The sequence below is a fragment of the Vibrio atlanticus genome, from assembly GCF_024347315.1.
GTDB lineage: Bacteria > Pseudomonadota > Gammaproteobacteria > Enterobacterales > Vibrionaceae > Vibrio > Vibrio atlanticus.
Genome location: NZ_AP025460.1, coordinates 1,286,453 through 1,301,203, shown reverse-complemented (window position 1 = coordinate 1,301,203; position 14,751 = coordinate 1,286,453). Strand labels below are relative to the sequence as shown.

Below are 14,751 nucleotides of genomic sequence, written 5' to 3'. Positions count from 1 at the left end.
TTAGCTAATTACTTAACTAATTAGCTCTAACTATTCAGTTACTTGGGAAAGCGTAGCATCAAGAATAGACTTGTTGCTGCTCAAGGTTACGCTTGGTTTCTTCGGGGCTAAAACAGGCAGCGTTACACAATTTCAAGTTCAGTTGGGTACCCCATAACCCATTGGAGCAACTTGTCATTTTTGAGTACTGATCTAACTCGGTAAACTTAAGAGGTATCGCTCTCATTGATCGTATGAGTACCTATGCTTAAAACTGGCGAGATCGGGTCAATAGCCAAATTAAATATATGCCACCAACAATACCCGTCATCCTGCCTATGGGCACGCTTGCTTGAAAAGGCAACCATTGAATTAAAATGTCCGCAGTTAAGACCAACAACGCGCCCATAAGGGCTGAGGAGAATAAGGATAATGCTCGCGACTTTCTCAATCGACCAACTAATTGAGGAGCAGCAAGGGCAATAAAGGCAATAGGCCCAGCAGATCCTGTCGCGAATGCGGCTAAAACCACAGCAAAGAAAATCATAGAAAGACGGACTCGTTCAACTCGGATACCCAGCTGAGTTGCAATGTCATCCCCCATCTCTATCATGGCAAGCGCACGCTTTAGCATCATCATAAAAGGGAGGAGGAGAAATCCCCCTATAAGTACAGGATAGACATGTGTCCATGTCCTAGCATGCAGTGATCCTGCAAGCCATAGATTAGCCAAAATGGCATTGTCCAAATTACCCTTAACTAACATCAGGCTGTTCAGCGCACTCAAAATGGACCCGATCCCAATACCAGTCAGTATTAAGCGATACCCTCCAACCACTCCTGCTTTTACCGCGAGTAAGTAAACGATAACGGCCGTGATTACTCCGCCGACTATCGCCGCGATTGCCACTTCGATAGCCCCTTGCTCAAACAAAACTATTTGAGCAATTGCCCCGGTAGCAGCCCCCGTTGTAAAGCCAATGACATCAGGAGAACCAAGAGCATTTCTTGATACCGATTGAAATACCGCACCAGAAATGCCTAACGCAGCCCCAACAAAGACCGCAGTAAGAACCTTAGGTAGTCTTATGTTAAGAATTATTCGATCTTTTACGCCCCTCTCTCCAGCCCCAAGAATGATATCGGCCACTTGAGGCAACGAGATATTAAACTTACCCAATGTCATGGAATAAGTTGCAATAGCGCAAACTGATATCAACAAAATCAAAGCGATAAGTATATGAGACGGTTGATAACAGAAAGAAAACTGACCGAAGCGTACAACACTTCCCGAGCCAGAATTTTGAAGAGTGTAAGGCTCAATCATCATAGGAGAGATATCTTCCAACGTTTCACTAAGAATACAAAGAATGGCCCGCCGATTAGAGCAATCATAATACCTACACTGATCTCATTGGGATACCCGACGATCCGGCCTAGCACATCGGCGACAACCGCCAGAATGGATGCAATCAGTAAAGAGAAAGGCATCAACCATTTATGATCCGGCCCCGCCGCCATCCTTGCAATATGAGGGGCAGTAAGACCAACAAAGCTGATAGGACCAGCCGCCGCAGTAGAGGTCCCCGCTAAAACCACAATAGCAATAGAAGCAAAACACCATATTTTGATCGGGTTAACACCTAAGGCGTGACCAATATCGTCCCCTAACGAGACAGTATCTAAGGCTTTACTTAATGAAAATGCGATTACTAATCCAATGGCTATTAACATGGCAGCCGGGATCAAGACATCGTAACCTCGCCCTTGAAATGACCCCACAGCCCAATGTCTATATTGTTCAAACACCATTTCATTGCTGTTTATTGTGATCATATGAGTCAGTGCAAGCAACACAACCGACAAAGCAGTTCCCGCCAATACAACTCTTACAGGGTTAACCCCTTTATTGACCCCAGCAAGTGCAAAAACACCCGCTCCGGAAACAGCCGCCCCAAGTAAACCAAACCACATCACATAGGCCATATCATGGATGCCCAGAAAGGCTATCGCTGAGACTATGGCAACTGTCGCCCCCGCATTGACACCGAGTATCCCAGGATCTGCTAATGGGTTACGAGTTAAGCTTTGCATGATAACGCCAGCAACACCAAGCGCACCGCCAACAACTAAAGCTAACAAGGTGCGTGGAATTCGAAGGTGGACAACCAATAGATGATCACTGTTGGTTGGATCAAAAGAAAAAATCGCATCCAAAGTCACTACCGGCGATATGTAATGCGTGCCGATAAAAAGGCTAAAACACGAGGCAAAAAATAACAACACGACTCCCGCCATCAGCCATCGTCGTCGTTGTCCATTTCTTATCTGTTCAAATGCTTCTGCAGGACCAGCAATACTTGTCATTACGGACATCCTTTACCCATTGGCATTAGCCATTAACCTGCATTTGTATCTCGTTCAAAAAGCTGAACAATGTCGTTAACGATTTCAGTGGCACTATACATATCGATACGAAATGAATTCTCACCTAGGCCAAAGACTTGTTTATTCTGGACGGACGGAAGGTTGATCAAGATTGGGTCATGCATGAATCGATTAGCGCTATCATCACTCGCTTCTAGCAAAAATGTCGTATCGGCTTTAAGTTGAGTCAGCAGTTCAAAGTGGACGCGCATAAAATCTGATAAAGGCACGGTGTTGTCATGCCATTGACGATTTTGCACTTCCATTTTAAAACCAAGATCAGTGAGCAAGTCCGCATGAACGCCATCCTCTAAAGCGATAGCATTGGTAGCTCCAGGTCCAAAATACGCCACAATATTGGTTTCGCCTTCTGGTATCTGTAGCTTGTTTTTACTCTGGTTAACGAACAACTCAAACTGGCTAATTTTTTGTTGGGCTTGTTCTTCTAACCCTGTCGCCTGTCCAAGCCTCAAAGCCAAGTCTTGCCATGATTGTGCGGTGTAATCCAAAATAATGGTTGGTGCTATTTGCTTAAATTCAGCGATTTGATCTCTCGCCGAATCACCGCCGCGCCATGCTACAACAATCAAATCAGGTTCATAGATATAGGCAGACTCTAAATCAACGCTGCCGGCAGGCCATGCCTTTTCCACGCTTCTCTGTTCAGCAATATCTGCCCATTGACTAAAAAACTTCCCTTCATAAGTGAGTGCTGTTGCGGCTAAAGGAGCATCAATAGCCAGTAGCGTCCCACTAATCGTCACCGAGGTAGAAAGGATTCGAGTCGGTTTAGATGGGATCACTGTCTGTGAGCCATCCGCATTAACGAAAGTCTTGGGGTAAGTATTTTGAGATGTCATTTCGGTTTCTGCGAAAACAGAAGCCGAAGCTGAAATCAAAAAAACAACAACGAACTTAAACACAATATTGATTTTAAAAATTACATTGATTCTCATTTACTACTTGCACTTCATTTAGTCTGCGTTTAATTATTAAGATGGACTTGCTGTGGTGATTACTAGATCAGAAAAATCATGGCTGAAACATCTATCGAATAACTTCAATAAAGCTGATTAGTACTCTTCATCCATAACTTCATGACGTTCATCATGGTACGCTTCTTCATCCTTACCTCGTTTCCAGTAAGGAATCGCATACATATCTTTTTTAGACAGCTTGTACTCTTGTTTAAGCGCTTTACGACACGCAATCACGCTTTCATTTTCACCCGCAATGAAAGCCGAAAGCGAGTGAGATCCATTCGGTGCAATTAAGCCGGAAATAGCTTCGCTCAATAGAGATTGATCGCTATTTTCGTCTCTAATTAGCCACTTCAGAACCAGACCTTGCGGATGCTGAATATCATGCTTATCTGCGGCATCCTCTATCTCGATAAATACATAGCCTTGAGTGTCAGAGGGAAGGCTCTCCAAAATCGCACTAATGGCTGGTACTGCTGTTAAGTCTCCCGCAATAATATGCCAATCTGCGGGTTCAAGTAATGGGTCAGGCCCAGCAGGACCTACAAGGCCAATTTGGAAACCTTGTTCTGCTTTAATTGCCCACCCGCCGCCGGGAGAATCGGTTCCGTGGATCACGAAATCGATATCAAGCTCATTCACATCAGCTCGATACTTTCTTACGGTATAGGCTCGGGGCACGGGTTTATGCTCAGGCCAAATCACAGTTTCACCTTCTCGGTAAGGTAACTGCAATATCCCACTAGCTCTATTGGGGAAAAACACTTTTATGTGTGTACCATTTTGATCTTCAGGGAACCCTTTTAAAGAGTCGCCCGTAACAGTTACTCGCAGTAGATGCTTTGAGATCTTCTCCTTACGAACAAAGTCCAACAACATCGGATGTAAACGCACTGGTTGATCGCTCATCAATTTTCCTCTTAAAGAGATCTACAGTATTGAGGGGAAAGCATGACTTTGGTGGGAGCCTCTCCTAATGTTCAGAGTTTTACTCATAGGGTCTTCGCCACTTTCCATGCTAATGATTTCAAAATAAACGCCTTGTTTTGAGCAAGGCGTTTTCTTATATCTAACCGATTAGAAGTACAATTCTACTGAACCACCAATTTGGCGAGGTGCTTGCTTCGTAATATCGTCTCCACCAAAATTGAATGTTTCTTTTTCAGAATCAAACAAGTTTGTAGCGAATAAAGACATACGTCCGTTAGTAAACACATAGGCAACTTGTGCATTTGCAACCCAGTAAGCATCAATACTCTGGTTAGCTGAGTTTTCAACGTCACTGAAGTAATCTCCAGTGTAATTCGCATTACCACTCAATTCGAAATTCTCAGCAAACATGTATAAAGCACCGAAGCTTGCCGTCAAAGAAGGGGCTCGAGCGAGTTCTTTTGAGCTATTAGCATGATCTTTGTAACTTGTTTTCAACAAACCAAGTGAAGCCAATAGTTCTAAGTTAGATGTCGTTAACCAACGGCTTCCTAGTTCTGCACCGTAGGTATATGCTTCATCAACATTATCAACTTTCACATCACCTTTTGATGAAGTCTCCAGAACTTGGAAATTATCGTAGTCGTTGTAGAAGACGTTAGTTGTTAACTCAAGTTCATTATCTAGCAGACTATGGCGAGTGAAGAATTCATAGTTCCAAACGTATTCGTCTTCGTACGTATATGAAGAAAATGCCCACGTTTTGTTATTGAAGCCAACGCCGGCACCTCCAGAGTTAAAGCCCTTAGCTGCTCGGATACCCACGGTTTGGTCTGATTCAGGCTTATAGGCAACTTCAAGCTTGGGAAGGAATACATTTGATGTTTCATCATAATCTAAGCCAAAACGACCCGGGGCAACATAGCGTTTTTTGCTTTCGCGTTCGAATCGCCCTGCCGCTACAACTTCGATGCTCGGCATCACCAAGTACGTCACTTCAGCGAATGCCGACATAGCACGGTTTTTGCCTTCCATTGGTATAGATGACCCAGTCTGTTCAAATACATCGTCATCTTCAGATTTGAAGTAGCGTAAACCAAACAAACCAGAGAGATCTTCGCTAAGGGAATCAAATCGAACCAAAGGCTCTATTTGGAACTCATTACCTTTGGATTTGAAATCCTGCTTTCTGCCTGCAGGGTCAGTGATTCGGTCGTAAGTGCGATCGGTGTAGATCAAATTATTTTCAAACACTAACGTATCTGAGATGTCATAAGATACATCCCAAATGCCGCTTGTTGACTGAGTTTCGTAAACAGCTCTATTGATCTTTGTTTGTTGAGATTCAGATTGAGGTCCCACAGTATCCATATGGGCAATCGTTAACGTGGTTTTGAACCCAGGAAGGCCTGCTGGCTCTAGCAAAAATTTACCACGAGCTGTCGTCATTTCAATGCGATTAGGGTCACCGACAGGTTCATAAGCAGTAAGGTCTGCGTAACTACTGCGTTTTTGTTGATCAACACTCAATCTGAAGGCCAGTTGATCTTCTAGTATTGGCGCCGAGATAACCGCTGCGGTTTGAGAATAGTCTTGCTGACCAATAGCAGCCTTTACTTTGCTCTCAAAATCGTAAGTCGGATCATTAGATTTTAAAACGATCGCACCCGCAGATGCATTTCGGCCTTGAACGTAGCTTTGCGGTCCAAGATAAATTTCCGCTTGCTGCATATCCCATAAAGAACGAGGGCCAAACGCAACTTCAGAATAGCTGAGTGAACGTCCATCAATTGAAAGGTTCAACCTTGGCACGGAGCCACCAAAAGCAGCCAACCCGCCAATAGAAGGTCCAGAACCATCAACACCACGAATCGATGGTAGGTTATTACCCTGCCCTGAATCCACAATGTTTGGTGTTAACTGCAGCAGATCGTCGACCTCAGATGAGCCTGGAGTACTCGCGATACGATCTTCATCATACACATGCACGCTTGAGCCTGTATCATAAATCGAACGTTCTATTTTTTCGCCATACACGGTAACTTCAAAAGTAGTTTTGTCTTCGTTAGTGGTAGTTTCATTATTATTGTTTGTCGCTGCAAAAGCTTGACCACTTACACTAAGTCCCATGATGATTGCAGATAAGGTGCGAAGTTTGAATCTGCTATTTCCTAGCTCATTCACTGTCGCGGGGCGTAATGCTGTCATTTAAAATTCTCCTTGATTAAGCATTAACTTTAGGTGGGCTCATGTAACGGCATTTATAATGAAAACTAGGGAAGACATTCAAAAGGTGTTGAAAACGCAACAACTCAAAATGAGTATAAGCTGTACTTCCTTAGCTCCTTATTGACCACTGCTTTAATACATGAGCCAAAATTCCGACTGAAAACCGTCACATTGAACAAGCCCTAAGTCACTCAACGAATAAATTGAAAAATGATTTCCCTTTCAATGACCTGACGAATTTTCAACCGTACCTTATCGGTTGCATATTTAAATGTAAAGCATTCTCATTTAATATTGATAATAATTATCACTGACATTAATTAACTTGAATTGAGAATTCTGATTTTTGATGGTTCGAGCACCTAACGAGACGCCCTATTCATGAAGAAGGGAAGAAAAATTAAAAATAAGACAGTATTAAGCTTATGTAGAGTTAATCTGAGACAGAGTTAAGAGCTTTAGAGAGGTACTTGAGCAAATGATTAGCAGGCTGAGTACGTAATCCTACTCATCTCATGAACAGTTAAGCGGTAACCTGCAATTCCGCTATCACTGACACCAATAATCGAATATTGCTCTCCTCCTAAAGCGCTCGTGCGGACTAACCATCTCGCTGATACTGGCTCGTGAACACTCTGTCTCAGACGTACCATGTCCATAAAAATCAGGACTTATTAACTGATAGCTATTACTAATAGTGGTATTTGCTACGATTGGTCATACCTAGTGTAAATTGCAGCAGCTAATGAGACTAGACTAAGGCTAATATTCAGATACAAAAAAACCAGCACTGCGGCTGGTTTTTTAATGATGACAAATGCACCACATTATAAAGACTGCATAGTTATAAATATTGGATTATTTATAACCTCACGTCATTAGATTAAGCGTTGCCTTTCACTTGCACGTTAAGCTGCTCAGCAAAATCTAGCATGCGGTTCAATGGGATAAGGGACTTCACGCGCAGTTCGTCAGAAACGAAGATCTCGTGTTGCTCGCCACCATTCTCAAGCGCATTTTCAATCGCTTCAAGGCCGTTCATTGCCATCCAAGGACAGTGTGCGCAGCTACGGCAAGTTGCACCGGCACCTGCTGTTGGCGCTTCAATCAGTTCTTTTTCAGGAACCAGTTGCTGCATTTTGAAGAAGATACCTTTGTCTGTCGCGACAATCATCTGTGGATGAGGCAGCTCTTTTGCTTTCTTGATCAGTTGACTTGTTGAACCAACAGCGTCAGCCAGTTCAACCACGCTTGCTGGTGATTCTGGGTGAACCAAAATAGCCGCTTCTGGGTATACTGATTTCATTTTCTTCAAAGCATCAGCTGAGAACTCGTCATGAACAATACACTCACCTTGCCAAAGCAACATGTCAGCGCCAGTTTGATTTGCGATGTAAGAACCTAGGTGACGATCTGGGCCCCAAATAATGGGTTTGCCTTCAGCGTCTAGGCTTTCAACGATTTCTAAAGCGATGCTCGACGTAACTACCCAGTCTGCACGAGCCTTAACAGCCGCAGAGGTATTCGCGTATACAACCACTGTATGGTCAGGGTGAGCATCACAAAATTCTGTAAATTTGTCTGCAGGACAGCCAAGATCAAGAGAACATTCAGCTTCTAGTGTTGGCATTAGAATGCGTTTTTCAGGTGTAAGAATCTTTGCTGACTCCCCCATAAAACGAACGCCAGCGATGATCAAAGTGCTTGCAGAATGGCGGTTACCAAACTTAGCCATTTCTAATGAATCGCCAACAAAACCACCAGTTGCTTCAGCCAGGGCCTGAATTTCAGGATCTGTGTAGTAGTGTGCAATTAGAACTGCATCTTTTTCTTGAAGTAGTGTTTTTATGTTTGCGATGTGGGCCTGCTTCTGAGCGTCGCTCGGTGGAACTGGCTTAGGCGGAAACGGGTAAACTGTATCGATTTTATCTAGTATATGACTCATTGCTCTTGCTCTACGCAACTTCTTCCGAGAATTAGAGTATTCTACACAGGACAGCGATTGGGATCAAAAAGGATTGGTTTCAAGCGATGACTAACTAATGCTTAAAACGCATAAACAAAGCGATGCGTTGGCATTACAAAGAAGAGAAGTAGACACAAAAAGAAAGTGATCAGATATAAAAAAGAGGTACCTGAGCACCCCTATTTTGTTTACAAATGGGTTTTAGCCACTTTAGCCGAAGCACTGTTTGGATACTCGGTTACAACTTGCTGGTAATATTTCTTAGCTTGCGTCGCGTTGTTGTTACGCGTAGCTATGTCACCAAGCTTAACCAGAGCATCAGAGCGCTTGTTGGAGTCTTTGTATGACACAACAGCGGCAAAGCTCTTCACAGCTTCCTTATCTTGCTTTTTAGCGAAATAAAGCTGACCTAACCAATAATGGGTGTTAGGCGTGAAGGTCGAGTCTGGGAAGTCTTTTTGAAACTTTTGGAATGCTGCAATCGCACCCGTGTAGTCTCGCTGCTTTAGAATCATATCTACAGCATTTTGATAAGCGGTTTGCTCATCAACATCAGTACTGAACGTACCAGAAGCATCCTTAGAGCCTTCGCTCGCTGCTACTGCTACCGTTGCTGTTCCTGCTGCTTTCACCTCGCCTCTCACACGATCCAGTTCAATGAACAATTCACGTTGGCGATCGAGCATTTGTTTCATATCGTAGCTGTTTCGCTCCAACTCACCACGAAGTTCACTGATCTCCAGTGACATATCGTCGATTTGCTGCTGCATTTGAAGCTGAACGAGATTACGATTTTGAAGCAAGCGCTCTAAACGCTCAATATCTGATTCGTTAGATGCTGATCGAGAGGAAGATGATGAATTTGTTGCGGTGCTATTGAGATCGGATACTGGAGCTGGTGCAGCGAACGTAGTGTTCGCTGCACTTGCCAGTAACGAAAGCAAAATGACTCGCTTTGTGTTACTGAACATGAGGCAATTCCTCAATTATATAGCCTACTGAAATTAGTAAACTAGTACTGCACGACGGTTTTTAGCGTACACGTCTTCAGATTGACCTAGAAGAAGTGGCTTCTCTTCACCGTAGCTTACGATAGAGATTTGGTCTGCTTGAACACCTAGAGCTTGTAGGTATTTCGCTACAGCTTGTGCACGACGCTCACCAAGTGCGATGTTGTACTCAGGAGTACCGCGCTCATCAGCATGACCTTCAACAGTAACGTTCATATCAACGTTCTTAACTAGGTATGCTGCGTGAGCTGCAAGCATTTCTTCGTAGTCGCCAGCGATAGTAGAGTTATCGAATGCGAAGTAGATTGTTTGAGTTTCGCGTAGCGCTTGCTCTTTAAGCTCTTGCTCAGACAGTTGACCGTTAGCGTCAATTGGCGTTACAACAGTTGTATCTACGTTGCCTTCTGAACCTGAAGTTGTTTGGTTGCTTTCTGTGCCAGATGTAGCAGAAGTTGCTTCATCAGTTGAGCTACATGCCGTTACTGCCATCACTGGTAGTGCAATCATCAAGCCTTTAAGAACTTTGTTAAGTTGCATCTTTTTTTCCTTACGTTATCAAACTTAGTTTCTACAGCGACTAAGTGCTATAGATAGTTAAATGCCACAATAGTTAACACTATCAATAGCTAAAAGAATATATCAAATCAACTAGAGAAACGGTGACCACGAAGGCGCTCTTACGCGTCCGTTCGTTGCTGGTAATCTAGCCTTAAAACGACCATCGATAGAAACCATCGATAGTACGTTTGTTTTATTGTAAATAGAGCTATAGATAACCATACCTCCATTCGGTGCAATACTTGGAGATTCATCTAACAATGTTTTTGTTAGCACCTGAACCGCACCGGTTTCCAAATCTTGTTTAGCCAAATTAAAGCCCGAATTGCTACGATTAACCATAATCAGGAATCGTCCGTCAGGGGTGATCTGGCCACCTAAGTTTTGGCTACCTTGCCAAGTAATACGAGATGTCGAATTATTTGACAAATTTACATTATAAATCTGTGGTTTACCACCACGATCAGATGTGAAAATTAGAGACTTGCCATCTGGGTGCCAGAATGGTTCAGTATTGTTAGAACGACCGCGGGTAATTTGAGTCAGCTTACGGCTAGCAAGGTCGAGAGTGTACACCTGAAGACTGCCTGTTTTCGACAATACCAACGCCAATGTTTTACCATCTGGCGAGAATCTTGGCGCACCATTATGACGAGGGTATGACGTCACTTTCTCGCGCTCACCCGTATAAATATTCATTATAAATATTTCTGCTTGGCCATTTTGGAAACTCACATACGCAAGCTTCTTACCGTCTGGCGACCACGCTGGTGACATAAGAGGCTGCTTAGAACGAAGCACCAAACGCTCGTTAAAGCCGTCGTAGTCAGCAACACGAAGCTGGTACGGGTATTTGTCTTTGTCGTTCACAACTACGTAAGAAATACGCGTTAGAAACGCCCCTTTCTCACCCGTTAGCTCTTCATACACTAAATCAGAGATTCGGTGTGCGTACTCTCTCAAGCGTTTACCAGGCACTGTCGCTTTCTTGTTGAACAGCACATGATCTTTAGAAAGTACTAATTGGCCTTCATCGCTTAGTGCACGGCTTTGCCCTTTAGTCAGTTGACCACGGACAATGTCGATCAGTTGGTAGTTCACCACATACTGCCCTTCGGCATTTTTAGTGATGCTACCTGTTAGTAGTGAATCAACACCTAGGTTAGTCCAAGCATCAAAATTCACCTCGGTTTCGCTGTAAGGCGTTTGAGGCATTTTACTTGTCGCAACTGGGCTGAATTTACCACTGCGTTGCAAGTCAGAAGCGATAACTGCTGACACATCGTGAGGCAATGGTCCTGCGCCTTCCCAACGGAAAGGAACAATAGCGATAGGTCGTGCAGAGTTAATACCATCTGTAATAACCAGCTCCAGTGCCGCATGGGCAAACTGGCTGCTTGTAGCTATTAAGAAAACAAAACTCAGTAATAGTTTCTTTAACACAAGTTCGTCCTTTTACTCTGGTGATACAGTTAAGTTAATGTCTTTCAGTGATTTTATAATGTCTGGGTCCTTAGGTAACGGGTAAGATTGCACTTGTGCTACCGCACGCTTCGTTGCGGCACATAAACGGTTGTCGCCATCTAAGATACTCAAACTACCCAAAATAGCGCTTGAACCCGCAGGAATAAGCTTAAGATTCACTCTACATGAGCGCCCTCTATAGCTGTCTTCTAACAAGAGGTTCTGCTGAATCAGTTGGGTATAGATAGCACCAATACGCTGCACTTCATCACTAATAAATCGTTGTCTTGCTGAAGAGTTTTGAGTCGCCTCAGTTTCAAGCCCAGCAAAAATATCATTCAATGCCGCTTCTTGCTGTTTACGCTCTTTCTCCGCTCTTGCTGCCGCTTCTTTCGCTTTACGAGCTTTTTCTGCTGCGGCTGCCGCTTCTTTCTCTTTCGCTATACGTTGTTTCTCAGCACGCTCAGCAGCTTCTTTTTCTTTACGAGCTTTTTCAGCGGCCTCTTTCGCGGCTTTTTCTTTCGCCACGCGTTCTTGTTCAGCTTTAGCAATGGCCGCTTCTTTTGCCTTGCGTTCTTTCTCTGCTTTCACAACCGCGGCTTCTTTCAACTTACGATCAGCTTCTGCTTTAGCGGCTTTCTTTTTCTCTTGTTTTAAGCGAGCCTCTTCAACTTTACGTTGCTTTTCATTTTCAACTCGACGCTTTTCCGCGTCGCGAGCCGCTTTGGCTTCTTTAGCTTGCTTTTCTTTCAGCTTTCGAATGTTCTCTTCTTCAGCTTTACGGTTTTTTTCAAGTCGTTCGCTTTCACGTCTTAGTTTATCTAAACGCTCTTGCTCTTTTTTGCTCGCCGCTTCTCTTTGTTGACGAATCTGTTGAGCTTGTTGGCGAACCAACTGAGGATCAATCACCACAGCTTGAACCATCTGCCCTGTAGGCTTTGGCTCTGACATGGTGAAATCCGCTCCCCAAATGAGCGCAACGAATAAAACGACGTGCAGCCCAAGAGAAATAAGAAGCGGTGATCTAAAATTATTGGATTTTTTATTATTCGCTTTCATGAATGCTACGGAGCTATTCCCTTATATCCGTTAAAAGGCCAACCTTTGGCACACCTGCACGGCTTAATTCATCAAGTAAGATAACCACTTCAGCGTAAGGCGTTGCAGCATCACCGCCAACCGCCACTGGAGAATTTGGGTTCAGAGACAGTTCCGCCTTCACTCGGACGATAATATCTTCCAGAGACAAGCCTCGCTGAACCTCTTCGTTATTAACGCTCAAACCAAGCTCACCATCTTTGTTCACTTCAACGATAATGAAACTCGCGTTGTCGTCACCCAATAGATCTTGTGCAGATTTGGCCGTTGAAGCTTGAGGCAATTCAACATCTACGCCTTGAGTAACAAATGGCGAAGTCACCATAAAAATGATCAGCAAAACAAGCATAACGTCGATGTAAGGTACAACGTTAATCTCTGCTGTCATTTTGCGTTTTTTAGGTTGGTATCCGGCCATCTATTATTCCCTGCCAGCCATCGCTTGACGGTGAAGAATGCTATGGAACTCTTCAGAGAAAGTCGCGTAGTTGTGCTCTAGCTTACCAACTCGGCTGCTAAAACGGTTATACGCCATCACAGCTGGAATCGCCGCGAATAAGCCCATTGCTGTCGCGATCAGTGCTTCTGCAATACCAGGAGCAACCATTGCTAATGTCGCTTGCTTCACTTCACCTAATGCAATGAATGAGTGCATGATGCCCCAAACCGTACCAAATAGGCCAATGTATGGGCTGATAGAACCGACGGTCGCCAAAAAAGGTAAGTTCGTTTCCAGTTCATCAACTTCGCGAGCAACCGCAACACGCATTGCACGACCAGTGCCTTCCATGATGAAGTCTGGAGACGCTGCATTTGATTTTCGAAGGCGAGCAAACTCTGTGAAGCCGGCGTAAAAAATCTCTTCAGTACCAGAGAGTTCGTCTTTGCGCTTATTACTCTCTTGATACAATTTAGCGAGATCAACTCCAGACCAGAACTTATCTTCAAACACGTCAGTTTGTTTAGTAGCTTGAGATAATACTTTGCTTCGTTTGATGATCATCGCCCAAGAAACAACAGACATGCCCATGAGAATTAGCATGACCATCTTAACTAGTAAGCTAGCTTCTAAAATTAGGCCTAAGATTGAGATTTCAGCAGTCACTATTCGTTAGCTCCGTGAGAATAAATGTTGGCATTGCTTTGGGTTTCATTTTTTGATTGTCGATACATGCTACCTTAACCATTGCTTTACACAATGCTTTGCCATCAGGATTTACGATCTCTTGACAGAAGACCAAGGTAGCTCGCTTCAACTCGTAAATATTTGTAATGACTTGTAAAGAATCATCAAGGCGCGCACCTTGAATAAAATCGATGTCCATATGTCGGACTACAAAACCGATATTTTGTTCTAACAAGACTTGCTGAGAGACGCCAATTGAGCGCAACATCTCAGTTCGAGCGCGTTCGAAAAACTTAAGATAGTTTGAATGGTATACAACACCACCTGCATCGGTGTCTTCGTAATACACTGTCACTGGCCACGTAAATGGCTTAGATAATCCCTGCAATTTGATACCACAATTCAAAACGATAAAGATCTCACTATAACCTAACTCCTTATCATTAATAGTATATCGCTGTGAATTTTTTGATTTAAGAGACGAAAAAAAAGGCCATCTGTATAAGATGACCTCTTTTTGGCTAAAAACCCAACAAGTATAAAGGTTCACGTCGTTATGAACCTAAATCCTTTGCCTTTTATAAAAGGCGCAGCACCGTTAGGTAGAGCAAAATTGTGAGTGAAACGTATGGGCTGAACAGTAGTTGCCACATCCAAGCTCTCGGCTTAAATCCGATACCGTAAACCATGCTTGAACATGCTGCCCAAATGAACATTGGCCCGATAATCGCGTTAAAGCCACCGATGCTTGTCGCATACGCTTCAGGTTCCCACATCACTAAACCTACATGCATGAAACCCAATACTAGAGATAAAGCTCTTAACAGAGTCTTATCCATTGGTTGATGCAGTTTAGCGATTTGCTCTGCGAGATTACTCACTGTCTTTATCCATCATTTCTGAATGCTCTAACCATAGAGCATTGATGATGCCGAATGCACATGCTAGAAGTACACCCAAAATCCATGCGAAATACCACATAAA

15 protein-coding genes are annotated in these 14,751 nt (G+C 43.6%); all 15 read right to left on the bottom strand.

Annotated elements, in window-relative coordinates:
* Window positions 1-247: 247 nt before the first annotated feature.
* A complete protein-coding gene (locus OCV30_RS05940) occupies window positions 248-1,309 on the bottom strand; it encodes a FecCD family ABC transporter permease (RefSeq protein ID WP_065678737.1) in 1,062 nt (353 codons plus the stop codon).
* Window positions 1,306-2,346: a FecCD family ABC transporter permease gene (locus tag OCV30_RS05935; protein ID WP_065678738.1), complete on the bottom strand. Its 1,041-nt coding sequence runs from the start codon at window positions 2,344-2,346 to the stop codon at window positions 1,306-1,308. Before OCV30_RS05935 ends, OCV30_RS05940 begins: the two co-directional genes overlap by 4 nt.
* Window positions 2,347-2,378: 32 nt before the next feature.
* Entirely contained in the window at window positions 2,379-3,362 is a 984-nt protein-coding gene (fepB, locus tag OCV30_RS05930) for a Fe2+-enterobactin ABC transporter substrate-binding protein (RefSeq protein WP_065678739.1), read from the bottom strand.
* A 117-nt stretch (window positions 3,363-3,479) separates the two neighbouring features.
* A complete protein-coding gene (locus OCV30_RS05925) occupies window positions 3,480-4,295 on the bottom strand; it encodes a siderophore-interacting protein (RefSeq protein WP_012603634.1) in 816 nt (271 codons plus the stop codon).
* Between the two features lie 168 nt (window positions 4,296-4,463).
* Entirely contained in the window at window positions 4,464-6,524 is a 2,061-nt protein-coding gene (locus tag OCV30_RS05920) for a TonB-dependent receptor (protein ID WP_065678740.1), read from the bottom strand.
* Window positions 6,525-7,428: 904 nt separating this feature from the next.
* Complete coding sequence (gene nadA, locus OCV30_RS05915; protein WP_065678741.1) at window positions 7,429-8,490, bottom strand: quinolinate synthase NadA; 1,062 nt, start codon at window positions 8,488-8,490, stop codon at window positions 7,429-7,431.
* 209 nt (window positions 8,491-8,699) lie between these two features.
* Complete coding sequence (gene ybgF, locus OCV30_RS05910; RefSeq protein WP_065678742.1) at window positions 8,700-9,482, bottom strand: tol-pal system protein YbgF; 783 nt, start codon at window positions 9,480-9,482, stop codon at window positions 8,700-8,702.
* A gap of 33 nt (window positions 9,483-9,515) precedes the next feature.
* Window positions 9,516-10,058: a peptidoglycan-associated lipoprotein Pal gene (gene pal, locus OCV30_RS05905; protein ID WP_009846381.1), complete on the bottom strand. Its 543-nt coding sequence runs from the start codon at window positions 10,056-10,058 to the stop codon at window positions 9,516-9,518.
* A gap of 111 nt (window positions 10,059-10,169) precedes the next feature.
* Window positions 10,170-11,522, bottom strand: a complete 1,353-nt coding sequence (gene tolB / locus OCV30_RS05900) for a Tol-Pal system beta propeller repeat protein TolB (RefSeq protein WP_009846380.1) — start codon at window positions 11,520-11,522, stop codon at window positions 10,170-10,172.
* A gap of 12 nt (window positions 11,523-11,534) precedes the next feature.
* Window positions 11,535-12,602 carry a cell envelope integrity protein TolA gene (tolA, locus tag OCV30_RS05895; RefSeq protein WP_065678743.1) on the bottom strand — a complete coding sequence of 356 codons (1,068 nt, stop codon included), beginning with the start codon at window positions 12,600-12,602 and terminating at the stop codon, window positions 11,535-11,537.
* A gap of 13 nt (window positions 12,603-12,615) precedes the next feature.
* Window positions 12,616-13,059 (bottom strand): protein TolR, encoded by a 444-nt coding sequence (gene tolR, locus OCV30_RS05890; RefSeq protein WP_009846378.1) that lies wholly within the window; start codon window positions 13,057-13,059, stop codon window positions 12,616-12,618.
* Window positions 13,060-13,062: 3 nt separating this feature from the next.
* The gene (gene tolQ / locus OCV30_RS05885; RefSeq protein WP_009846377.1) at window positions 13,063-13,746 is read right to left on the bottom strand and encodes a protein TolQ; all 684 of its coding nucleotides are present in this window, start codon (window positions 13,744-13,746) and stop codon (window positions 13,063-13,065) included.
* Complete coding sequence (gene ybgC, locus OCV30_RS05880; protein WP_017104273.1) at window positions 13,736-14,173, bottom strand: tol-pal system-associated acyl-CoA thioesterase; 438 nt, start codon at window positions 14,171-14,173, stop codon at window positions 13,736-13,738. The genes tolQ and ybgC overlap by 11 nt, the downstream gene beginning before the upstream one ends.
* 172 nt (window positions 14,174-14,345) lie before the next feature.
* A complete protein-coding gene (ybgE, locus tag OCV30_RS05875; protein ID WP_009846375.1) occupies window positions 14,346-14,648 on the bottom strand; it encodes a cyd operon protein YbgE in 303 nt (100 codons plus the stop codon).
* Window positions 14,641-14,748, bottom strand: a complete 108-nt coding sequence (gene cydX / locus OCV30_RS05870) for a cytochrome bd-I oxidase subunit CydX (protein WP_000270284.1) — start codon at window positions 14,746-14,748, stop codon at window positions 14,641-14,643. Before cydX ends, ybgE begins: the two co-directional genes overlap by 8 nt.
* Window positions 14,749-14,751: the final 3 nt, after the last annotated feature.

Bases quoted from the DNA above. Each gene is read 5' to 3' on its own strand.
- nadA (WP_065678741.1), bottom strand. From the start codon at position 8,490: ATGAGTCATATACTAGATAAAATCGATACAGTTTACCCGTTTCCGCCT.
- tolR (WP_009846378.1), bottom strand. From the start codon at position 13,059: ATGGCCGGATACCAACCTAAAAAACGCAAAATGACAGCAGAGATTAAC.
- OCV30_RS05935 (WP_065678738.1), bottom strand. From the start codon at position 2,346: ATGACAAGTATTGCTGGTCCTGCAGAAGCATTTGAACAGATAAGAAAT.
- fepB (WP_065678739.1), bottom strand. From the start codon at position 3,362: ATGAGAATCAATGTAATTTTTAAAATCAATATTGTGTTTAAGTTCGTT.
- ybgF (WP_065678742.1), bottom strand. From the start codon at position 9,482: ATGTTCAGTAACACAAAGCGAGTCATTTTGCTTTCGTTACTGGCAAGT.
- pal (WP_009846381.1), bottom strand. From the start codon at position 10,058: ATGCAACTTAACAAAGTTCTTAAAGGCTTGATGATTGCACTACCAGTG.
- OCV30_RS05920 (WP_065678740.1), bottom strand. From the start codon at position 6,524: ATGACAGCATTACGCCCCGCGACAGTGAATGAGCTAGGAAATAGCAGA.
- cydX (WP_000270284.1), bottom strand. From the start codon at position 14,748: ATGTGGTATTTCGCATGGATTTTGGGTGTACTTCTAGCATGTGCATTC.
- OCV30_RS05940 (WP_065678737.1), bottom strand. From the start codon at position 1,309: ATGATGATTGAGCCTTACACTCTTCAAAATTCTGGCTCGGGAAGTGTT.
- OCV30_RS05925 (WP_012603634.1), bottom strand. From the start codon at position 4,295: ATGAGCGATCAACCAGTGCGTTTACATCCGATGTTGTTGGACTTTGTT.
- tolA (WP_065678743.1), bottom strand. From the start codon at position 12,602: ATGAAAGCGAATAATAAAAAATCCAATAATTTTAGATCACCGCTTCTT.